The 18,153-nt window shown below is 71.2% G+C and carries 18 protein-coding genes and 1 pseudogene; 6 read left to right on the top strand and 13 right to left on the bottom strand.

All coding sequences use genetic code 11. From position 1 onward, the window contains the following. Positions 1-65: 65 nt before the first annotated feature. Positions 66-1,223, bottom strand: coding sequence for an acyl-CoA dehydrogenase (locus ACP4J0_RS00170; protein ID WP_426521386.1), 1,158 nt, complete (start codon positions 1,221-1,223; stop codon positions 66-68). A gap of 188 nt (positions 1,224-1,411) precedes the next feature. On the opposite strand from ACP4J0_RS00170, the gene ACP4J0_RS00175 reads away from it, so the two are divergent. Beyond that, positions 1,412-2,755, top strand: a complete 1,344-nt coding sequence (locus tag ACP4J0_RS00175) for a UDP-glucose dehydrogenase family protein (protein WP_426596526.1) — start codon at positions 1,412-1,414, stop codon at positions 2,753-2,755. Positions 2,756-2,867: 112 nt separating this feature from the next. On the opposite strand, the gene ACP4J0_RS00180 is transcribed toward ACP4J0_RS00175, so the two are convergent. Continuing rightward, positions 2,868-3,374, bottom strand: a complete 507-nt coding sequence (locus ACP4J0_RS00180) for a CGNR zinc finger domain-containing protein (protein WP_426596527.1) — start codon at positions 3,372-3,374, stop codon at positions 2,868-2,870. Between the two features lie 97 nt (positions 3,375-3,471). Between ACP4J0_RS00180 and ACP4J0_RS00185 the strand changes: the two genes are divergently transcribed. Continuing rightward, positions 3,472-3,843 (top strand): VOC family protein, encoded by a 372-nt coding sequence (locus ACP4J0_RS00185; RefSeq protein WP_426596528.1) that lies wholly within the window; start codon positions 3,472-3,474, stop codon positions 3,841-3,843. Positions 3,844-3,878: 35 nt separating this feature from the next. After that, on the top strand, positions 3,879-4,271 hold the full coding sequence (locus tag ACP4J0_RS00190; RefSeq protein WP_426556119.1) for a VOC family protein: 393 nt from the start codon (positions 3,879-3,881) through the stop codon (positions 4,269-4,271). An 87-nt stretch (positions 4,272-4,358) separates the two neighbouring features. Here ACP4J0_RS00190 and ACP4J0_RS00195 read toward each other — a convergent pair whose 3' ends face one another. From ACP4J0_RS00195 to ACP4J0_RS00215, 5 genes and pseudogenes are all read right to left on the bottom strand, one after another. Continuing rightward, positions 4,359-5,489 (bottom strand): dipeptidase, encoded by a 1,131-nt coding sequence (locus ACP4J0_RS00195; RefSeq protein WP_426596529.1) that lies wholly within the window; start codon positions 5,487-5,489, stop codon positions 4,359-4,361. A gap of 90 nt (positions 5,490-5,579) precedes the next feature. Continuing rightward, positions 5,580-5,714, bottom strand: a pseudogene (locus ACP4J0_RS00200) (MerR family transcriptional regulator); the annotation flags it as partial. 106 nt (positions 5,715-5,820) lie between these two features. Beyond that, positions 5,821-7,035: a dipeptidase gene (locus ACP4J0_RS00205; RefSeq protein WP_426596530.1), complete on the bottom strand. Its 1,215-nt coding sequence runs from the start codon at positions 7,033-7,035 to the stop codon at positions 5,821-5,823. A gap of 6 nt (positions 7,036-7,041) precedes the next feature. Further along, positions 7,042-7,581, bottom strand: a complete 540-nt coding sequence (gene purE / locus ACP4J0_RS00210; RefSeq protein ID WP_426521372.1) for a 5-(carboxyamino)imidazole ribonucleotide mutase — start codon at positions 7,579-7,581, stop codon at positions 7,042-7,044. Next, positions 7,578-8,717, bottom strand: coding sequence for a 5-(carboxyamino)imidazole ribonucleotide synthase (locus ACP4J0_RS00215; protein ID WP_426596531.1), 1,140 nt, complete (start codon positions 8,715-8,717; stop codon positions 7,578-7,580). Before ACP4J0_RS00215 ends, purE begins: the two co-directional genes overlap by 4 nt. Positions 8,718-8,883: 166 nt before the next feature. Between ACP4J0_RS00215 and ACP4J0_RS00220 the strand changes: the two genes are divergently transcribed. Beyond that, complete coding sequence (locus tag ACP4J0_RS00220; RefSeq protein ID WP_426596532.1) at positions 8,884-9,456, top strand: GtrA family protein; 573 nt, start codon at positions 8,884-8,886, stop codon at positions 9,454-9,456. A 41-nt stretch (positions 9,457-9,497) separates the two neighbouring features. On the opposite strand, the gene draK is transcribed toward ACP4J0_RS00220, so the two are convergent. Both draK and ACP4J0_RS00230 read right to left on the bottom strand, forming a co-directional pair. Beyond that, a complete protein-coding gene (gene draK, locus ACP4J0_RS00225; protein ID WP_426596533.1) occupies positions 9,498-10,772 on the bottom strand; it encodes a two-component system sensor histidine kinase DraK in 1,275 nt (424 codons plus the stop codon). A gap of 190 nt (positions 10,773-10,962) precedes the next feature. Next, on the bottom strand, positions 10,963-11,640 hold the full coding sequence (locus ACP4J0_RS00230; RefSeq protein ID WP_345596614.1) for a response regulator transcription factor: 678 nt from the start codon (positions 11,638-11,640) through the stop codon (positions 10,963-10,965). Between the two features lie 530 nt (positions 11,641-12,170). Here ACP4J0_RS00230 and ACP4J0_RS00235 point away from each other — a divergent pair. Continuing rightward, positions 12,171-13,667, top strand: coding sequence for an MFS transporter (locus ACP4J0_RS00235; RefSeq protein ID WP_426596534.1), 1,497 nt, complete (start codon positions 12,171-12,173; stop codon positions 13,665-13,667). Positions 13,668-14,129: 462 nt separating this feature from the next. Here the strand turns inward: ACP4J0_RS00235 and ACP4J0_RS00240 are convergent, their stop codons facing one another. Both ACP4J0_RS00240 and ACP4J0_RS00245 read right to left on the bottom strand, forming a co-directional pair. Beyond that, positions 14,130-14,756 (bottom strand): ATP-binding protein, encoded by a 627-nt coding sequence (locus ACP4J0_RS00240; protein WP_426596535.1) that lies wholly within the window; start codon positions 14,754-14,756, stop codon positions 14,130-14,132. A 182-nt stretch (positions 14,757-14,938) separates the two neighbouring features. After that, a complete protein-coding gene (locus ACP4J0_RS00245) occupies positions 14,939-15,316 on the bottom strand; it encodes an STAS domain-containing protein (RefSeq protein WP_426596536.1) in 378 nt (125 codons plus the stop codon). A 239-nt stretch (positions 15,317-15,555) separates the two neighbouring features. On the opposite strand from ACP4J0_RS00245, the gene ACP4J0_RS00250 reads away from it, so the two are divergent. Continuing rightward, positions 15,556-16,482: an RNA polymerase sigma factor SigF gene (locus ACP4J0_RS00250; protein ID WP_426596537.1), complete on the top strand. Its 927-nt coding sequence runs from the start codon at positions 15,556-15,558 to the stop codon at positions 16,480-16,482. A 115-nt stretch (positions 16,483-16,597) separates the two neighbouring features. Here the strand turns inward: ACP4J0_RS00250 and ACP4J0_RS00255 are convergent, their stop codons facing one another. After that, positions 16,598-16,921 carry a hypothetical protein gene (locus tag ACP4J0_RS00255; RefSeq protein WP_426596538.1) on the bottom strand — a complete coding sequence of 108 codons (324 nt, stop codon included), beginning with the start codon at positions 16,919-16,921 and terminating at the stop codon, positions 16,598-16,600. Between the two features lie 30 nt (positions 16,922-16,951). Next, complete coding sequence (gene hutI, locus ACP4J0_RS00260; protein ID WP_426596539.1) at positions 16,952-18,127, bottom strand: imidazolonepropionase; 1,176 nt, start codon at positions 18,125-18,127, stop codon at positions 16,952-16,954. Between the last annotated feature and the right edge of the window lie 26 nt (positions 18,128-18,153).

The raw sequence follows: 18,153 nt of genomic DNA on the forward strand, positions 1-18,153 counted from the left end.
AGCCATGCGGTCGGCGCCGGCGGTGTCCCCGGAGGGGCAGGGCCGGCGCCCGTGTCACATGGGCCCTACGGCAGGTTGCGCGCCATCACGATGCGCTGGACCTGGTTCGTACCCTCGTAGATCTGCGTGATCTTCGCGTCGCGCATCATGCGCTCCACCGGGTAGTCGCGGGTGTAGCCGTAGCCGCCGAGGAGCTGGACCGCGTCCGTGGTGACCTCCATCGCGACGTCGGAGGCGAAGCACTTCGCCGCCGCGCCCTGGAAGGTGAGGTCGCTGTCGCCGCGCTCGGACTTGGCCGCGGCGGCGTACGTCAGCTGGCGGGCGGCCTCGATCTTCATGGCCATGTCGGCGAGCATGAACTGGATGCCCTGGAAGTCGGCGATGGGCTTGCCGAACTGCTTGCGCTCCTGGACGTAGCCCTTGGCGTAGTCGAGGGCGCCCTGGGCGATGCCGAGGGCCTGGGCGGCGATGGTGATGCGGGTGTGGTCCAGCGTCTTCATCGCCGTGGCGAAGCCGGTGCCCTCCTCGCCGATCATGCGGTCGGCGGGGATGCGGACGTTGTCGAGGTAGACCTCGCGGGTCGGGGAGCCCTTGATGCCGAGCTTCTTCTCCGGGGCGCCGAAGGAGACGCCCTCGTCGGACTTCTCGACGACGAAGGCGGAGATGCCCTTGGAGCGCTTGGTGGGGTCGGTGACGGCCATCACCGTGTAGAACTCCGACTCGCCCGCGTTGGTGATCCAGCGCTTGACGCCGTTCAGGATCCAGTGGTCGCCGTCGCGGACCGCCCTGGTCTTCATGCCGGCCGCGTCGGAGCCCGCGTCGGGCTCGGAGAGGCAGTAGGAGAACATGCCGTCGCCCTTGGCGAGCGGGGTCATGTACTTCTTCTTCAGCGCCTCGGAGCCGGAGAGGATCACCGGCAGGGAGCCGAGCTTGTTCACGGCCGGGATGAGGGAGGAGCTGGCGCAGACGCGGGCGACCTCCTCGATGACGATCACCGTGGCGAGGGCGTCGGCGCCCGCGCCGCCGTACTCCTCGGGGACGTGCACCGCGTGCAGGTCGTTCGCGGTCAGCGCGTCGAGGGCCTCCCGCGGGAAGCGGGCCTCCTCGTCCACTGCGGCGGCGTGCGGCGCGATCTTCGCCTCGGCCAGGGAGCGGACGGCGTCCCGGAGCATGTCGTGCTCCTCCAGCGGGCGGTACAGGTCGAAGTCAGCCGATCCGGCCAAGGTCTCTCACGCTCCCAAACACTGTGGTGCTGACGCTAACTACCGTTAAGTAACTCCGAATTTTATGCTCCATCCACGGTGGTGGATAGGTGAGCTTGACGACAGCGGGAAACCTGCCCGTCGAGGTGCTTTCCCATGCCCCGGATATGCTCGGGCGCGCACGCCTGCCGTACACCTCTGGAGCACCCATGGCCCTCAAGATCACCGTGATCGGTACCGGCTATCTCGGCGCGACCCATGCGGCGGCCATGGCCGAGCTCGGTTTCGAGGTACTGGGCCTGGACGTGGTGCCCGAGAAGATCGAGATGCTCCAGCGGGGGCGGGTCCCGATGTACGAGCCGGGGCTCGAGGAGCTGTTGCGGGGGCACGTCGCGGGGATCGAGGGGTCCAGCGGGCGTCTGCGCTTCACCACCGACTTCGCCGAGGTCGCCGCCTTCGGCGACGTGCACTTCCTGTGCGTGAACACGCCGCAGAAGCACGGCGAGTACGCCTGTGACATGTCGTACGTCGACTCCGCGCTGGCCTCACTGGCGCCGCACCTGACCGGCCCCGCGCTCGTGGTCGGCAAGTCGACCGTGCCCGTGGGCTCCGCCGACCGGCTGGCCCGCTACCTCGCCGAGCACGCCCCGGCCGGTGCCGACGCCGAACTGGCCTGGAACCCGGAGTTCCTGCGCGAGGGCTTCGCCGTCAAGGACACGCTGCACCCCGACCGGATCGTGGTCGGCGTGCGCAGCGAGCGGGCCGAGAAGCTGCTGCGCGAGGTGTACGCGACGCCGGTGGAGGAGGGGACGCCGTTCGTCGTCACCGACTTCCCGACGGCGGAGCTGGTGAAGACCTCCGCGAACTCCTTCCTCGCCACCAAGATCTCCTTCATCAACGCGATGGCGGAGGTGTGCGAGGCCGCGGACGGCGACGTCGCCAAGCTGGCCGAGGCGATCGGGTACGACGACCGGATCGGGAAGAAGTTCCTGCGGGCCGGGATCGGGTTCGGCGGCGGCTGTCTGCCGAAGGACATCCGGGCGTTCATGGCGCGCGCCGGTGAGCTGGGCGCCGACCAGGCGCTGACCTTCCTGCGCGAGATCGACTCGATCAACATGCGCCAGCGCGGGCAGATGGTGGAGCTGACCCGGCAGGCGCTGGGCGGCGGCCCGTTCCTGGGCAAGCGGGTCGCGGTGCTCGGCGCCAGCTTCAAGCCCGACTCGGACGACGTACGGGACTCGCCCGCGCTGAACGTCGCCGGGCAGGTCCACCTCCAGGGCGCCCAGGTGACGGTGTACGACCCCAAGGGCATGGAGAACGCCCGGCGGCTGTTCCCGACGCTCGGGTACGCCGACTCCGCGCTGGAGGCGGTGCGGGGTGCCGACGTCGTCCTGCACCTGACGGAGTGGCGGGAGTTCCGCGAGCTGGACCCGGAGGCGCTGGGCGAGGCCGTGACCGCCCGGGTGATCCTCGACGGGCGCAACGCCCTGGACCCCCAGGTCTGGCGGAAGGCCGGCTGGACGTACCGGGCGATGGGCCGGCCGACCGCGTAGCCCGTGTCCGACGGACGGTGACGCCGGTTCGGCCGAGGCTCAGTCGGCCGGACCGGCGTCCGTCGTATTCTGCACCGCGGTGCGGCGCGCCGGCCGGCGAATCCCGCGCGGGTCACGCTCCCTTGGCGCGGTACCGCCGCATCTTGGCGCGGGCGCCGCACACCTGCATGGAGCACCAGCGGCCGCGTCCGGCCGGGCTGCGGTCGTAGTAGGCCCAGTGGCAGTCGGCGGCCTCGCACGCCTTCATCCGGGTCCAGGTGCCCGCGACCAGTGCCTCGGCGACGGCGGCGGCGACGCGGGCGGGCAGGGAGCCGTCCCGGGCCGGGACGAGGGCGGCGGAGCCGTCGGCCGTGTCGACCGTCACCACCAGCGGGGCCCCGGCCAGCAGCTCGCCCAGCGGGGTCACCGCGCGGTGCGGTGGGTGGCCGGCGTGGGCGAGCAGGGTGGCGCGCAGGGACTCGCGCAGGTCGCGTGCCCCGGGTACGTCATCCTCCGTCAGGCCGAAGGGCGCCCGCCCCTCCGGCGTGTCCAGCGTGTCGGCGCCCGTTTCGATGTCCAGCGTGTTCACCAGGGACCGGACCAGCTCCAGCCCTCCCGGCGCGGGCGATCTCTCACTCATGCTTGCGACGTTACCGCCAATGGGGCAGCATGCAGTAACCGTTACCGGTTACCCGCGCCTTGCGGGTAACCGCGACCGTGGACCCAAGGAGGAAGTCATGGCTGTCGCCGAACTGGGCGTCGTCGTCCTGGACTGTCCCGATCCCCGCGCACTGGCCCGCTTCTACGCCGACGTGCTCGGCGGCACCGTCGAGGACAAGAGCGACGACCAGTACGAGTGGGTCGACCTGAACCTGCCCGGCGGGCGGACGCTGGCCTTCCAGGGCTCCCCCGGGTACGTACCGCCGAAGTGGCCCGGGCCGGACGGAGCGCAGCAGTTCCACCTCGACCTCGACGTGAAGGACCTGGACGCGGCGGAGAAGGCCGTGCTGGAGCTGGGCGCGCGGCCGCTGGACGCGGAGGACCGGGCCCGGTCCTTCCGGGTTTACGCGGACCCGGCCGGGCACCCGTTCTGCCTCTGCGCCTGCTGAGCAAGGACCGGACCGCCAACACCGGAGGTTCCCCCATGGCACCCGTGGCACGTTTCCGATCCGTCGTCGTCGACTGTCCGGAGCCCCGCGAGCTGGCCCGCTTCTACGCGCGGGTCGGCGGCGGCACCCCCGAGGAGCAGGACCCCGACTGGGTGGTGCTCCAGGTGCCCGGCGGGCCGCGGCTGGCCTTCCAGCGCGCACCCGGCCTGACCCCGCCGGAGTGGCCGCGCGCCGATCGGAACGCGCAGCAGTTCCACCTGGACTTCGACGGCGGGGCGACGTGGGAGGAGATGGACGCGGCGCACGAGAAGGTGCTCGCGCTGGGTGCCCGCCCGCTGGACCTGGAGGACCGGGAGAAGAAGGACTTCATGGTGTACGCCGACCCGGCGGGGCATCCGTTCTGCCTGTGCCGGATCGAACACGCGTGACGGCCCGCTCGTAACGGCCCGCTCGTTACGGCCCGCCCGCAACGGCCCGCCCGCAACGGCCCGCCCGTAACGGCCCGCTCGTTACGGCTAGCCGTCGAGCTCGGCGATCGTCGCCGTCGACGGCTCCCGGCGCAGCGCCGCCGCCCGCGCGGTGAAGGCCGCCCCCCGCAGGACGCGCTGGACGTTGCCCCAGGTCAGCAGGGCCACGTCCGACTCGTCCCAGCCGCGTCGCAGCAGCTCGGCGATGAGTCTCGGATAGCAGGAGGCGTCGCCGAGTTCCAGCGGGTGGGCGGTGCCGGTGTCGTAGGTGCCGGACAGGCCGACGCTCTGCGGGCCGGCCACCGTGCGGACGTGGTCGAGGTGGTCGGCGACGTCCCGGACGGTCGGGCCGGTCTGCTCGGCGGTCAGCGGCACCATGCACAGGCCTCCGGCCTCGCCCAGCTCGACGAGCAGGTCGTCGGGGAGGTTGACGGGGTGCGGGCGCAGGGCGCGGGCGGCGGAGCGGGTGCACAGCACCGGCGCCTTGGAGACGGCGAAGGTACGGCGGATGGTCTCGGCACAGGCACCGGAGAGGTCGGCGACGACACCGAGCCGGTTCATCTCGCGGACGACCTCCTCGCCGAACCGGGTCAGGCCCGCCTCGCTCGCCCAGGTCGCCCCGGTCAGCGTCAGCACGCGCAGACCGAGGGCGTATAGCGAACGCAGGATGCCGAGGCAGTCGCCGATCGCGGCGGCGCCGGCGGGGCCGGGCAGCACGGCGACCCGGCCGCAGTTGCGGGCGTCTATGGCCTGCCCCGCGTCGTACGCCAGCCGAAGCCCGTCCGGGTGGGAGCGCACGACCGTCTCGACCAGGTCCAGCTGCTCCAGGGTCGCGCCCACCGCCCGGTCGCCGTCGATGGCCTCGGGCAGGTGCAGCGACCAGAACAGCGCGCCCACCCTGCCCTCGCGCAGCCGCGGCAGATCGGTGTCGACGACGCTCTCGCCGAGCTCCAGGTCGTACCAGGGCAGGTGCTTGAGCCTGCGGGACAGACCGCTGTAGCCGTCGGCGACGGGATGGGCGGCCAGTACGGCGTGGGCCCGGGCCAGCGGCTCGTCCTCGGGGTCGGAGACGGGCGCGTAGGGCTCCGGCGGGAACGCCACCGCGGCAGGCGGCACGGACAGGTCGTCGAGTCCGCCGGCATCGGTGCGGGTGTGCAGGTCGTCCTGGAGGTCTGCCATGGCGGGCTCCGTACGGTCGTCGTGCGTTACGGTCACCGTCGCACGGAGCGGAAACGGCTTCCTGGTGGGTGGGGCGTTCGGAGTAGACGGTCAGCCCCGGGCCGCGTCGATCACCTCGTCCAGGGTGTCCCGGGAACGGAGCAGGTCGGCGATGGTCCGGTCGATGCGGGCGCGTTCGGCGGTGAGGTCGGCGACCAGCTTCGGCGTGGCGACGGCCGACGGGCCGCTGAACCCGGTGCGGGACCGGTACCTGATGTACGTGGGCGGGGCGACCGGATACACCGACTACCCCGCCCTCGAAGCCTCCGGAACGGAGACGGCTTGAGACGGCTCAGCCGTCCAGGTCCTCCAGCGTGGCGTTGGACGGGGCCCGCGTCGCCCGGAGTCCCCGGGCCACGTCCTCGGCGGCGCCCAGCACCCGGACCGCGTTCTTCCAGGTGAGCTTGGCCAGGTCGGCCCGGGACCAGCCGCGGTCGAGCAGTTCGGCGATCAGGTTCGGGTAGCCGGCGACGTCGCCGAGACCGTCCGGGGTGAAGGGCGTGCCGTCGTAGTCGCCGCCGATGCCGAGGTGGTCGACGCCCGCGACCTCGCGCATGTGGTCGAGGTGGTCGGCGACCGTGGAGACGGTGGCGACCGGGCGCGGGACACGCTCCTCGAAGGCGGCGTGGACCTTCATCGCCTCGGGGCTGGAGTCGAGGTGGTGGAAGCCGTGCGCGCGCATGTTCTCGTCGGCCTCGGCCGTCCAGTCCACGGCCGCCTGGAGCACGAACTTCGGCACGAACGTCACCATCGCCACGCCGCCGTTGGCGGGCAGGCGTTCCAGCACGTCGTCGGGGATGTTGCGCGGGTGGTCGCACACGGCCCGCGCGGAGGAGTGCGAGAAGATCACCGGCGCGGTGGAGGTGTCCAGCGCGTCCCGCATCGTCGTCGCGGCGACGTGCGAGAGGTCGACCAGCATGCCCTCGCGGTTCATCTCCCGCACGACCTCGCGGCCGAAGGCCGACAGGCCGCCCACGCCGGGCTCGTCGGTCGCCGAGTCCGCCCACGCCACGTTGTCGTTGTGGGTGAGGGTCAGGTAGCGCACGCCGAGCGCGTACAGCGCGCGGAGCGTGGCGAGCGAGTTGTCGATGGAGTGGCCGCCCTCGGCGCCCATCAGCGAGGCGACGCGGCCCTCGGCACGCGCGGCCTCCATGTCGGCTGCGGTCAGCGCGGCCCGCAGCTCGCCCGGGTGGCGGTCGATGAGCTGCCGTACGCAGTCGATCTGCTCCAGCGTCGCCGTGACCGCGCCGGGCAGGTCCGAGCGGACGTACACCGACCAGTACTGCGCGCCGACGCCGCCGGCCCGCAGCCGGGCGAGGTCGGTGTGCAGGTGGGCGGACTGGTCGGCGGCGATGTCACGGGCGTCGAGGTCGTAGCGGACCTGCTCGCGCAGCGCCCAGGGCAGGTCGTTGTGGCCGTCGACGACGGGGAACTCGCGCAGCAGCTCACGGGCGCGGTCCAGTGCGGCTGACGAATCCGGTGAAGCCGGTGAGTCGGTAGAGGTCATGGGCCTCTACTTCCCGAATCCGAAGGCCGCCGACCCCTCGACCTTGGTGCGCAGCCGCTTGCCCTTCTCGGTGGCCTGGTCGTTGAGGTCCTGCTGGAACTCGCGCATGCGGGCCAGCAGCTCCTCGTCGTGGGCGGCGAGCATCCGCGCGGCCAGCAGTCCGGCGTTGCGGGCGCCGCCGACGGAGACGGTGGCGACGGGCACACCGGCCGGCATCTGCACGATGGACAGGAGGCTGTCCATGCCGTCGAGGTACTTCAGCGGCACCGGCACGCCGATGACGGGCAGCGGGGTGACGGAGGCGAGCATGCCGGGCAGGTGGGCGGCGCCCCCGGCACCGGCGATGATCGCCTTCAGTCCGCGGCCGGCGGCCTGCTCGCCGTACGCGATCATCTCGTGCGGCATGCGGTGCGCGGAGACGACGTCGACCTCGTAGGCGATCTCGAACTCGTCGAGTGCCTTGGCGGCGGCCTCCATGACGGGCCAGTCGGAGTCCGACCCCATGACGATGCCCACGACCGGACTGACCGGGCTGGCCTGGCTCATTCGGTGATCGTCCCTCTCAGGTAGCCGGCAGCGTGACGGGCGCGCTCCAGCACGTCGTCCAGGTCGTCGCCGTAGGTGTTGACGTGCCCGACCTTGCGGCCGGGCTTCACGTCCTTGCCGTACATGTGGATCTTGAGCTGGGGGTCGCGGGCCATGCAGTGCAGGTACGCGGAGTACATGTCCGGGTAGTCGCCGCCGAGGACGTTGACCATGACCGTCCACGGGGCGCGCGGGCGCGGGTCGCCGAGGGGGAGGTCGAGGACGGCGCGGACGTGGTTGGCGAACTGCGAGGTGATCGCGCCGTCCATCGTCCAGTGGCCGGAGTTGTGCGGTCGCATCGCCAGTTCGTTGACGAGGATGCGGCCGTCGCGGGTCTGGAACAGCTCGACGGCGAGGTGCCCGACGACGTCCAGTTCCTTGGCGATGCTCAGCGCCATCTCCTCGGCCCGCAGGGCGAGGTCCTCGTCGAGGTCGGGGGCGGGCGCGATCACCGTGTCGCAGACGCCCTTGACCTGCTGCGACTCGACGACGGGGTAGGCCACCGCCTGGCCGTGCGGGGAGCGGACCACGTTGGCGGCGAGTTCGCGGACGAAGTCCACCTTCTCCTCCGCCAGCACGGGGACCCCGGCCCGGAAGGGCTCGGCGGCCTCCTCCGCGGAGTCCACGACCCACACGCCCTTGCCGTCGTACCCGCCGCGGACCGTCTTGAGGACGACCGGGAAGCCGTCGCCCTCGGCGGCGAAGGCGGCCACGTCGGCCGGATCGCGCACGATCCGGTGCCGCGGGCAGGGCACGCCGATCGCGTCGAGCTTCGCGCGCATCACGCCCTTGTCCTGGGCGTGCACGAGCGCGTCGGGCCCGGGGCGCACGGGGATGCCGTCCGCCTCCAGGGCCCTGAGGTGCTCGGTCGGCACGTGCTCGTGATCGAAAGTGATCACGTCACAGCCGCGCGCGAACTCGCGCAACGTGTCCAGGTCGCGATAGTCGCCGACGACGACTTCGTTCACGACCTGCGCCGCAGAGTCCTGAGGAGTGTCACTGAGAAGCTTGAACCTGATGCCCAGCGGGATGCCCGACTCGTGTGTCATACGAGCGAGCTGGCCACCGCCGACCATGCCGACTACCGGGAACGTCACACCCCTAGCGTATCGGCCGCGCGGGGCCCACCTGTTTACCGGCCGTTTCCCGGGGGCCGGGGCCCCCTTTCCCGTCGCCCCGGCATCCGTCCGCAGGAAGATCGCGCGTCCGGGTGGTTAGCATGAACGGATTGACGCCAACCGATGGACGGGGGCCTGCACAACCATGGGACATGGTTCCTCGGGTGCTCATACGGCTCCCCCGACGCCCCCGGCGACCCGCGGCGCGGTGCGGGAGCGGATCGAACGGCTGGTCCGTGAGGTCGTGAAGTTCGGCGCGGTGGGCGGCGCGGGGGTTCTCGTCAACCTCCTCGCCTTCAACCTGATACGGCACGTCACCGACCTCCACGTGGTGCGGGCCAGCATCCTCGCGACCGTCGTCGCGATCGTCTTCAACTACCTGGGCTTCCGCTACTTCACGTACCGGGACCGCGACAAGAGCCGCCGGACCCGCGAGATGTCGCTGTTCCTGCTGTTCAGCGCGGTCGGGCTGGTGATCGAGAACGGCGTGCTCTACACGGCGACGTACGGCTTCGGCTGGGACAGCCCGCTGCAGAGCAACATCTTCAAGTTCCTCGGCATCGGCATCGGCACGCTGTTCCGCTTCTGGTCGTACCGCAGCTGGGTCTTCCGCGCACTGCCGGACCATGAGCCGGTGACGCGGACGGAGACCTCCCTGGAGCACGAGCAGCCCACGGCGGTACGCACCTCGGACGGCACCCCCGCGGCACACCGCTGACCGCGGCAGCGGCCGGGACCGGGGCCTGGCTGCCTGCCCTCCTAGCGCACCGTCTCCCCTGAGTCACCGGACGACTTCTTCGACGGCTGCGTGCGCGACAGGAACAGGCCGAACACCGGGGGGCGGCCCTGGAGGAGCTCCAGCCGGCCGCCGTCGGCCTCGGCGAGGTCGCGGGCGACGGCCAGGCCGATGCCCGTGGAGTTCCGCCCGCTGATCGCGCGCTCGAAGATCCGCGCCCCCAGGTCGCCCGGGACGCCGACCCCCTCGTCGGTGACCTCGACCACCGCCTGGTTGCCGGTCACCCGGGTCCGCAGGGCCACCGTGCCGCCGCCGTGCATCAGGGAGTTCTCGATCAGCGCGGCCAGCACCTGCGCCACGGCGCCCGGGGTGCCCACGGCCGTCAGATGCCGCTTGCCGGAGCTGACGATCGCCCGCCCCTCGCTGCGGTAGGCGGGGCGCCACTCGTCGATCTGCTGCTGGATGACGTCGTCCAGCTCGAAGGTGACGGCGGAGCCGCTGCGCGGGTCCCGGGAGTTCGTCAGCAGCCGGTCCACGACGTCCGTCAACCGCTCCACTTGCGACAACGCGATCGTCGCCTCCTCCTTCACCGTCTCCGGGTCGTCGGTGAGGGTGATCTCCTCCAGCCGCATCGACAGCGCGGTCAGCGGCGTGCGCAGCTGGTGGGAGGCGTCGGCGGCCAGCCGGCGCTCGGCGGTGAGCATCCGGGCGATGCGCTCGGCGGAGGAGTCCAGCACGTCCGCGACGCGGTCCAGCTCGGGGACGCCGTAGCGCTTGTGGCGGGGGCGCGGGTCGCCGGAGCCGAGGCGTTCGGCGGTCTCCGCGAGGTCGGTGAGCGGGGAGGCGAGGCGGTTGGCCTGCCGGATCGCCAGCAGCACCGCGGCGACCACCGCGAGCAGCGCCACCAGTCCGATGATCAGCAGGGTCCGGCCGACCTCACGGGTCACCGAGGAACTCGGCTCCTCGACGAGGACCGTCTCGCCCTCCTCGCCGGTGGCCTTGCCGCGGATGACCTCACCGGTCGGCCGGCTGCCGACCTCGATGACCGGCTTGCCGGGGATCCGGATCTCCGCGTACCGGGCGTCCCGGACCTGCTCCCGCAGGAACTTGGCGTCGACCGATCCGGTGCCGAGCAGCCGGCTGTCCACGATGCTGGCCAGCCGCACCGCCTCCAGGTCGACCCGCTCCTGGGCGGAGCTGCTGATCGTCCGGGTCTCGACGATCACGAGGGAGACGCCGAAAACGGCGATCACGACGAGCACCACGGCGAGCGTGGACTGGATCAGTCGGCGGCGCATGTCCTCTTACCCGGGCGGACCCTGAGATCTTCTCGGCGGTTCGGTTCTTCGCGGCGGCTCAGTCGTACGCGGCGGTTCGGTTCTTGGCGCGGTTCTGTTTTTGGCGGCGGTTCGGTTCTTGGCAGCGGTCCGGTCCTTGGCGGCGGTCCGGTCCTTGGCGGCGGTCCGGTTCCCGTGTGCGGGCGCCGGCTCAGTTCTTCTCGAAACGGAAGCCCACGCCGCGCACGGTGGCGATGTAGCGGGGGTTCGCCGCGTCGTCCCCCAGCTTCTTGCGGAGCCAGGAGATGTGCATGTCGAGGGTCTTGGTCGACGACCACCAGGTGGTGTCCCAGACCTCGCGCATCAGCTGGTCGCGGGTGACGACCCGGCCGGCGTCGCGCACCAGCACCCGCAGCAGGTCGAACTCCTTGGCGGTGAGCTGGAGCTCCTCCTCGCCCATCCAGGCCCGGTGGGACTCGACGTCGATGCGCACGCCGTGCGTCGCGGGCGGCTGCGGGGGCTCGACGGAGCCCCGCCGCAGCAGGGCGCGGACCCGGGCGAGCAGCTCGGCGAGACGGAAGGGCTTGGTGACGTAGTCGTCGGCGCCCGCGTCCAGACCGACCACGGTGTCCACCTCGTCGGCGCGCGCGGTCAGGATCAGGATCGGCACGGCGTGGCCCTCGGACCGCAGCCGGCGGGCGACCTCCAGCCCGTCCATGCCCGGCAGGCCCAGGTCCAGCACGACCAGGTCGATGCCGCCCTGCAGGCCGGCGTCGAGCGCGGTGGGGCCGTCCTCACGCACCTCGACCTCGTACCCTTCCCGGCGCAGTGCGCGGGCCAGCGGCTCCGAGATGGACGCGTCGTCCTCGGCGAGCAGTACACGGGTCATGAGCTGATGGTAGTCCGCTCGGAGCAGCGCCCGGGGGGTGATCGGCCCGAGGGCCTCCCGCCCACGGACAAGCCGGACACCCGGCGCGGGACCGGCCCGGCCGACCCCCGGTACGAACCTGCGGCCATGGGGTGCCATCCTGTAACAGACCTTCGAAAGATCGTTCGCGGTTCCGTTATCACCTGTGATCCGCGTCTCAAGTCCTTCCATACCGGGCGGTGTCCTGCCGTATGGTGAATCAGCGCCTGTAGCACTCAGAGGACCTTTGGCGACAGTTCGACGCTGAAGGTCTCTTTTGTGTGCGGGCCGGCCCCCACGGCCGGCCTTGAAAGGAATGACCTGTGGCCGGGCCTCAACGCGCGCAACGACGTGCGCGCAGGCGTGGATCCCGGTGGCCGCCGTCCACTGCTCCGTGACCCGGAGCGGAATCCCTCAGGCGTGGGGTGGACGGGTGAAGGCCGCCGGTGCCGGCCGCCCCCCACCGGGCGCGCATCGCCTCATGAGCGCGTCCCGAAAAGCAAGGATCGACCATGGCGTCCAGCCTGACGAAGGACTCGGTCTCTCCGGGCACCCCCGGATCCGAGAAGACCTTCTTCGGCCACCCCCGCGGACTGGCCACTCTCTTCATGACCGAGATGTGGGAGCGTTTCTCCTACTACGGCATGAGGGCTCTGCTCCCGCTGTACCTGGTGGCCCCCGGCGGTCTCGGCATGAACGCCGGCACCGCGACCGCGATCTACTCGGTGTACCTCTCGCTGGTGTACCTGCTCACGATGCCGGGCGGCTGGTTCGGCGACCGTGTCTGGGGTCCCCGCAAGACCGTCGCCGTCGCCGGTGGCGTGATCATGCTCGGCCACCTCACGCTGGCGCTGCCGACCTCCGGCACCTTCTTCGCGGGTCTCGGCCTGGTCGCCATCGGCTCGGGTCTGCTGAAGGCCAACATCTCCACGATGGTCGGCCAGCTCTACAGCGGCCCCGACGATCCGCGCCGCGACGGTGGCTTCACCGTCTTCTACATGGGCATCAACCTCGGTGCCTTCGCCGCGCCGCTGATCATCGGCACCATCGGTGAGAACGTCAACTGGCACCTGGGCTTCGCGCTGGCCGCGGTCGGCATGGGCCTGGGCGTGATCCAGTTCCTGCTCGGCAGCCGCCACCTGGCGCCGCACTCCAGCGTGACCCCGAAGCCCCTGTCGGCCGCGGAGAAGACCTCCACCCTGCGCAAGGCCGCGTTCTGGGCCGCCCTCGCCGTCGTCTTCTACGCGATCGTCGGCTTCTCCGGCGTCTACACCCTGAACTGGATCCTGGTCCCGCTGACCCTGCTCGGCGTGATCATCCCGGTGCTCGTGCTGACCCGCATCAAGCGGGACAAGGACCTGGACCGTGCCGAGCAGTCGAAGATGTCCGCGTACATCTGGTTCTTCGTCGCCGCGGCCGTCTTCTGGATGATCTACGACCAGGGCGGTTCGACCCTGGCGATCTTCGCCGACTCCTCGACCGACACCAGCGTCCTCGGCTGGGAGTTCCCGGTCTCCTGGTTCCAGTCGGTCAACCCGGTCATCATCATGGCCCTGGCCCCGGTCTTCGCCACGGTGTGGCTGGCGCTCGCCCGCCGCGGCAAGGAGCCGAGCACGATCGTGAAGTTCTCGTTCGGCCTGGTCCTGGTCGGCGCGTCCTTCTTCCTCTTCCTGGCCCCGCTGGCCATCGCGGACGGCGGCCACAAGGCGGCCGCGCTGTGGCTGGTGGCGATCTACTTCGTCCAGACCTGCGGTGAGCTGATGCTCTCCCCGGTCGGCCTGTCGGTCACCACGAAGATGGCGCCCGTGAAGTACGCCTCGCAGATGATGGGCGTCTGGTTCCTGGCCGTCACCGCCGGTGACGCCACGACCGGCCTGCTCTCCATCGCCGGCGTCGACCTGAACAAGACCGGCATCGTGGCCGCGGAAGCCACGCTCGCCGTGGTCGCCGGTGTCGCGGTGTGGATGTACCGCAAGCGCGTCAAGGAACTCATGGGCGACGTCCGCTGAGACCGGCCCGGCCTGGCGGTTCCTGCCTGCGGAGGGTCATCGCATCCCGGTGGATGCGGTGGCCCTCCGGGCGTTTTCGGGGGCGTCCGAGTGCCGTGGACCAAGAAGGCGGACTCGCGAGGGAGCGGGGACGCAGTGCCCGCTGGGTGACGAGGCGGAGCCCCGTTCCCTGCTGGGTGAGCGGGCGGAGCCCGGGAGCAAGGGGTACGGGGGACCCAGTGCCCGGCGGAGCCCAGGAGCAAGAGGTGCAGGAGACGCAGTCCCCCGCCCAGGGTCTCTGGGCGCAGCCCAGGAGCAAGAGGTACAGGAGACGCGGTGCCCCACCAAGGGGATCCGGGCGGAGCCCAGGAGTCCGGGGTCTGGGGCGGAGCCCCAGGGGCGCCCACCCCTCGGCCGACCGAGACGGGTGGGTGGGTGGGAAAGACCCGGAAGAGCGCCGCAGGCCACGCCGCAGGCCACCGCCTACGCCGGCGCCCCCAGCTCGGCCCACACCCGCTTGCCCGCGACCCCCGGCGTACGCACCACACCCCAGTCCAGGCACAGCCGCTGCACGATGAACATGCCGTGCCCGCCGGGGCGTCCGGCGCGGTGCGGGGTGCGCGGCGACGGCTGCCCCGTACCCCGGTCGGAGACCTCCAGCCGGATCACCTTCTTCTCACAGGTGATCCACAGCTCGTCCGGCCCCTCGGCATGCAGACAGGCGTTGGTGACCAGCTCGGACACCACGAGCAGTACGTCCTCGGCGGCGGCCCGCTGGTCCGCGGTGGCCGAGGGCAGCCAGCGCCACGCGTACAGCGCCTGGCGGGTGAAGTCACGAGCGAGCGGAACCACCCCGCTCTGGCCGTCGAAGCTCAGCTTGCGGACCTGTCGCCCTCCGGCTCCGCCACCGGCGGGCGCGGACCCGGACGACGTCGCGTCCGCGGCCGCGGACGGCTCCGGGGGCACGGACTGCCCGATCACGGCAGCCTGCCCCGCGGGCACGCCCCCCTCGGACTCCCCGGTCCCGGGCACGCCCCCCTCGGACGCCCCGGAAGCGCCGCTGGGCTCCGGACCACGGTCGCCCGGCGAGTAGGGCCGGGTGGTGCTCATCAGCGCTTCACCTCACCGATTCACCAGTTCACGTTTCAAAGTCGTACACAGTCGCTCCAGGGGGTCTCCTGCCCGACCGGGACGCCCGGACACCCCTGTATTCGGCATGAAACACAGGACGGGGCGAAAACGCCTGCCCCAGGGAGCGCAGGGGACCCGTCGCCGGCCGGACAAGAGCCGGCTCAGTCGGACGCGCCGGACAGGGCGGCCTCGAGCGTGTCGTGGAGGGTGAAGACCGCTTCGGCCCCCGTGATCTCGAACACGCGAGCCACCACTGGCCGCATGGCCACCAGATGCACACCGCCCCCCGCGGCCTCCGCCTTCAACCGCGCGCCGAGCAGGACGTTGAGTCCCGTGGAGTCGCAGAACTCCAGACGCGAACAGTCGACGACGAGCCGGTTGAATCCCTTGGCGAGACAGTCCTCCAGTGGCTCCCGCAACAGATCGGCGGTGTGGTGATCCAACTCACCCGCCGGTGTCACGACGGCACTGGGGCCCTCTTCCCGCACCTCCACCAGTAGCCGGCCCGACTGGGCACTGCCGACCGTCCCGCGGTCCATGCCGTTTCTCTCTCCCGAGGTCGTGACTGCTTGCTGACGCCCTCGAACACTACGCCTTCCCGCCGCACTCCGACACCCGACAACCGCACACAAACGGACATACCCGCACAGAACACACTTGCGGTGGGCTCGGTAAACCCGGTAGGGCTAGTAGGACACGTAAACCGACACGGCCGGCTTTGGAGGCGCCGCACACCGCAGTGCACGCAATTGGCTTCGGCAGCCGTATGCCGAGAACGATGGAGGACATCATGTCACCCCGGCTCGACGGATCGCGTACCCAAGAAGCGACGTCGACACTCCCTCCGGAACATCTGGATCCCATCGAGCACCATGACGCGGCCGTCGACCACGACGGCACACTCGCCGGGCTTCCGGACATCCCCGCTTACGACGAGGTCGCTCCGGCGGACGCCCGGGTCCTGTCCAAGACCCTCTTCGAGCGGCTGGAGTCGCTGGAGGAAGGCACCCACGAGTACGCGTACGTACGCAACACGCTCGTCGAGCTCAACCTCGCCCTGGTCAAGTTCGCCGCCTCCCGTTTCCGCTCCCGCAGCGAGCCGATGGAGGACATCATCCAGGTCGGCACGATCGGCCTGATCAAGGCGATCGACCGCTTCGAGACGTCCCGCGGCGTGGAGTTCCCCACGTTCGCGATGCCGACCATCATCGGCGAGATCAAGCGCTTCTTCCGCGACACCTCGTGGTCCGTGCGCGTCCCGCGCCGCCTCCAGGAGCTGCGGCTCGACCTGGCCAAGGCCGGCGACGAGCTCGCGCAGCGGCTGGACCGCGCCCCGACGGTGAGCGAACTGGCCGAGCACCTCGGCCTGTCCAAGGACGAGGTCGTCGAGGGCATGGCGGCGTCCAACGCCTACACCGCCTCCTCGCTGGACGCCCAGCCGGAGGAGGACGACGCGGAGGGCGCGCTGGCCGACCGCATCGGCTACGAGGACCACGGGCTCGAGGGCATCGAGTACGTCGAGTCGCTGAAGCCGCTGATCGCCGAACTCCCCTCCCGGGACCGGAAGATCCTCTCGCTCCGCTTCGTCGCGGGGATGACCCAGTCGGAGATCGGCGAGGAACTGGGCATCTCCCAGATGCACGTCTCGCGCCTGCTGTCGCGGACCCTCGTACGGCTGCGCAAGGGACTCACGGTCGAGGAGTAGTCCTCAAGTACTCACCGTGTGACGTGCTCACCGCGTGACGTGCTCACCGCGTGACGCTTGTCCTCCAGGGGGCGGTCCGGAGCCGGGCCGCCCCCCTTCGGGCTGCCGCGGCCCTTCACAGGGAGTTGGCGATCAGCGCCGCCATCGGCAGCAGCGGGGCCAGCCCGCACAGGAGCCAGAAGGTGCGCGGCGCGAGGGAGGTCCGGCGGCGCAACGGCGCGTTGACCAGCCACCAGATCATCGCGAAGAGCGCCACCACAGGGACGACGATCACCAGCCAGAGCGCCATGCCGTCGTTCTCCGTCGGCTCGCGCACGGTCCAGCCCAGTTCCGCCAGCGGCCAGTTGACCATCAGGTACCACACGAGCCAGAACGGCACGACGCCCGGAATCCCGAGCAGGACGTTCACCAGGAACGGCGTCCACCAGTACTTGGCCATCCGTCCCCCGCTCCCCGGTTCACACGCTGGTCACACCCTACGCACGCCCCGCCGCCACACGCCCGCGACCAGCGGCACACCGGGCCGGTAGGCCAGGTGGACGTGGCTCGGGGCGTCGAGGAGGGTCAGGTCGGCGTACGCGCCCGGGGTCAGGCGGCCGATGTCGTCGCGGCGCAGGGCCGCCGCGCCGCCCGCTGTGGCCGCCCGGACCGCCTCGTCGGGCGTCATCCCCATGTCCCGTACGGCGAGCGCGATGCAGAAGGGCACGGAGGACGTGAAGGACGAGCCGGGATTGCAGTCGGTGGACAGGGCGACCGTGGCGCCGGCGTCGATCAGGCGCCGGGCGTCCGGCCACTGGGCGCGGGTGGAGAACTCGGCGCCGGGGAGCAGGGTGGCGACCGTGCGGCTGTTCGCGAGGGCGTCGACGTCGGCGTCGGTGAGGTGGGTGCAGTGGTCGGCGCTGGCGGCGTCGAGTTCGACCGCGAGCTGTACGCCGGGGCCGTAGGAGAGCTGGTTGGCGTGGATGCGGGGGTGCAGGCCCTTGGCCCGGCCGGCGGTGAGGATCGCGCGGGCCTGGTCGCCGTCGAAGGCGCCCTTCTCGCAGAACACGTCGATCCAGCGGGCGTGCGGGGCGCAGGCGTCGAGCATCTCGCCGGTGACGAGGGCGACGTAGGCGGCGGGGTCGTCGGCGAGTTCGGGGGCGACGATGTGGGCGCCGAGGAAGGTGACCTCGTCGGTGTGGCGGGCGGCGACGCGCAGGGCGCGGGACTCGTCGGCGGTGGTCAGGCCGTAGCCGGACTTCGTCTCGAAGGTCGTGGTGCCCTGGCGCAGGGCCTCCGCGAGGTAACGGGTGAGGCCCGCCTCCAGTTCTTCGTCGCTCGCGGCGCGGGTGGCGGCGACGGTGGTGCGGATGCCGCCGGCGCTGTAGGGGCGGCCGGACATGCGGGCGTTGAACTCCTCGGTGCGGTCGCCCGCGAAGAGGAGGTGGGAGTGGGAGTCGACGAAGCCGGGGAGGACCGCCCGGCCGCCGGCGTCGACCCGATTGTCAGTGGCGGGTGCTTTGCTTGATTCACCGGTCCACGCGACGCGGTCGCCGTCGATGACGACGGCCGCGTCCCGGACCAGTCCGAGGGGGGAGTTGTCGCCGAGGGAGGGGTCGTTGGTGACGAGTGCGGCGATGTTGGTGATGACGGTGCTGCTGCTCATGGGGTCCGTGACGTCCTCGTGGGGGC

It is taken from the genome of Streptomyces sp. WG7 (assembly GCF_049975785.1).
Taxonomy (GTDB): domain Bacteria; phylum Actinomycetota; class Actinomycetes; order Streptomycetales; family Streptomycetaceae; genus Streptomyces.

Coding starts and splice junctions, on each gene's coding strand:
- ACP4J0_RS00175 (WP_426596526.1), top strand. CDS start 1,412: ATGGCCCTCAAGATCACCGTGATCGGTACCGGCTATCTCGGCGCGACC.
- ACP4J0_RS00180 (WP_426596527.1), bottom strand. CDS start 3,374: ATGAGTGAGAGATCGCCCGCGCCGGGAGGGCTGGAGCTGGTCCGGTCC.
- ACP4J0_RS00185 (WP_426596528.1), top strand. CDS start 3,472: ATGGCTGTCGCCGAACTGGGCGTCGTCGTCCTGGACTGTCCCGATCCC.
- ACP4J0_RS00190 (WP_426556119.1), top strand. CDS start 3,879: ATGGCACCCGTGGCACGTTTCCGATCCGTCGTCGTCGACTGTCCGGAG.
- ACP4J0_RS00195 (WP_426596529.1), bottom strand. CDS start 5,489: ATGGCAGACCTCCAGGACGACCTGCACACCCGCACCGATGCCGGCGGA.
- ACP4J0_RS00205 (WP_426596530.1), bottom strand. CDS start 7,035: ATGACCTCTACCGACTCACCGGCTTCACCGGATTCGTCAGCCGCACTG.
- purE (WP_426521372.1), bottom strand. CDS start 7,581: ATGAGCCAGGCCAGCCCGGTCAGTCCGGTCGTGGGCATCGTCATGGGG.
- ACP4J0_RS00220 (WP_426596532.1), top strand. CDS start 8,884: ATGGGACATGGTTCCTCGGGTGCTCATACGGCTCCCCCGACGCCCCCG.
- draK (WP_426596533.1), bottom strand. CDS start 10,772: ATGCGCCGCCGACTGATCCAGTCCACGCTCGCCGTGGTGCTCGTCGTG.
- ACP4J0_RS00230 (WP_345596614.1), bottom strand. CDS start 11,640: ATGACCCGTGTACTGCTCGCCGAGGACGACGCGTCCATCTCGGAGCCG.
- ACP4J0_RS00235 (WP_426596534.1), top strand. CDS start 12,171: ATGGCGTCCAGCCTGACGAAGGACTCGGTCTCTCCGGGCACCCCCGGA.
- ACP4J0_RS00240 (WP_426596535.1), bottom strand. CDS start 14,756: ATGAGCACCACCCGGCCCTACTCGCCGGGCGACCGTGGTCCGGAGCCC.
- ACP4J0_RS00245 (WP_426596536.1), bottom strand. CDS start 15,316: ATGGACCGCGGGACGGTCGGCAGTGCCCAGTCGGGCCGGCTACTGGTG.
- ACP4J0_RS00250 (WP_426596537.1), top strand. CDS start 15,556: ATGGAGGACATCATGTCACCCCGGCTCGACGGATCGCGTACCCAAGAA.
- ACP4J0_RS00255 (WP_426596538.1), bottom strand. CDS start 16,921: ATGGCCAAGTACTGGTGGACGCCGTTCCTGGTGAACGTCCTGCTCGGG.
- hutI (WP_426596539.1), bottom strand. CDS start 18,127: ATGAGCAGCAGCACCGTCATCACCAACATCGCCGCACTCGTCACCAAC.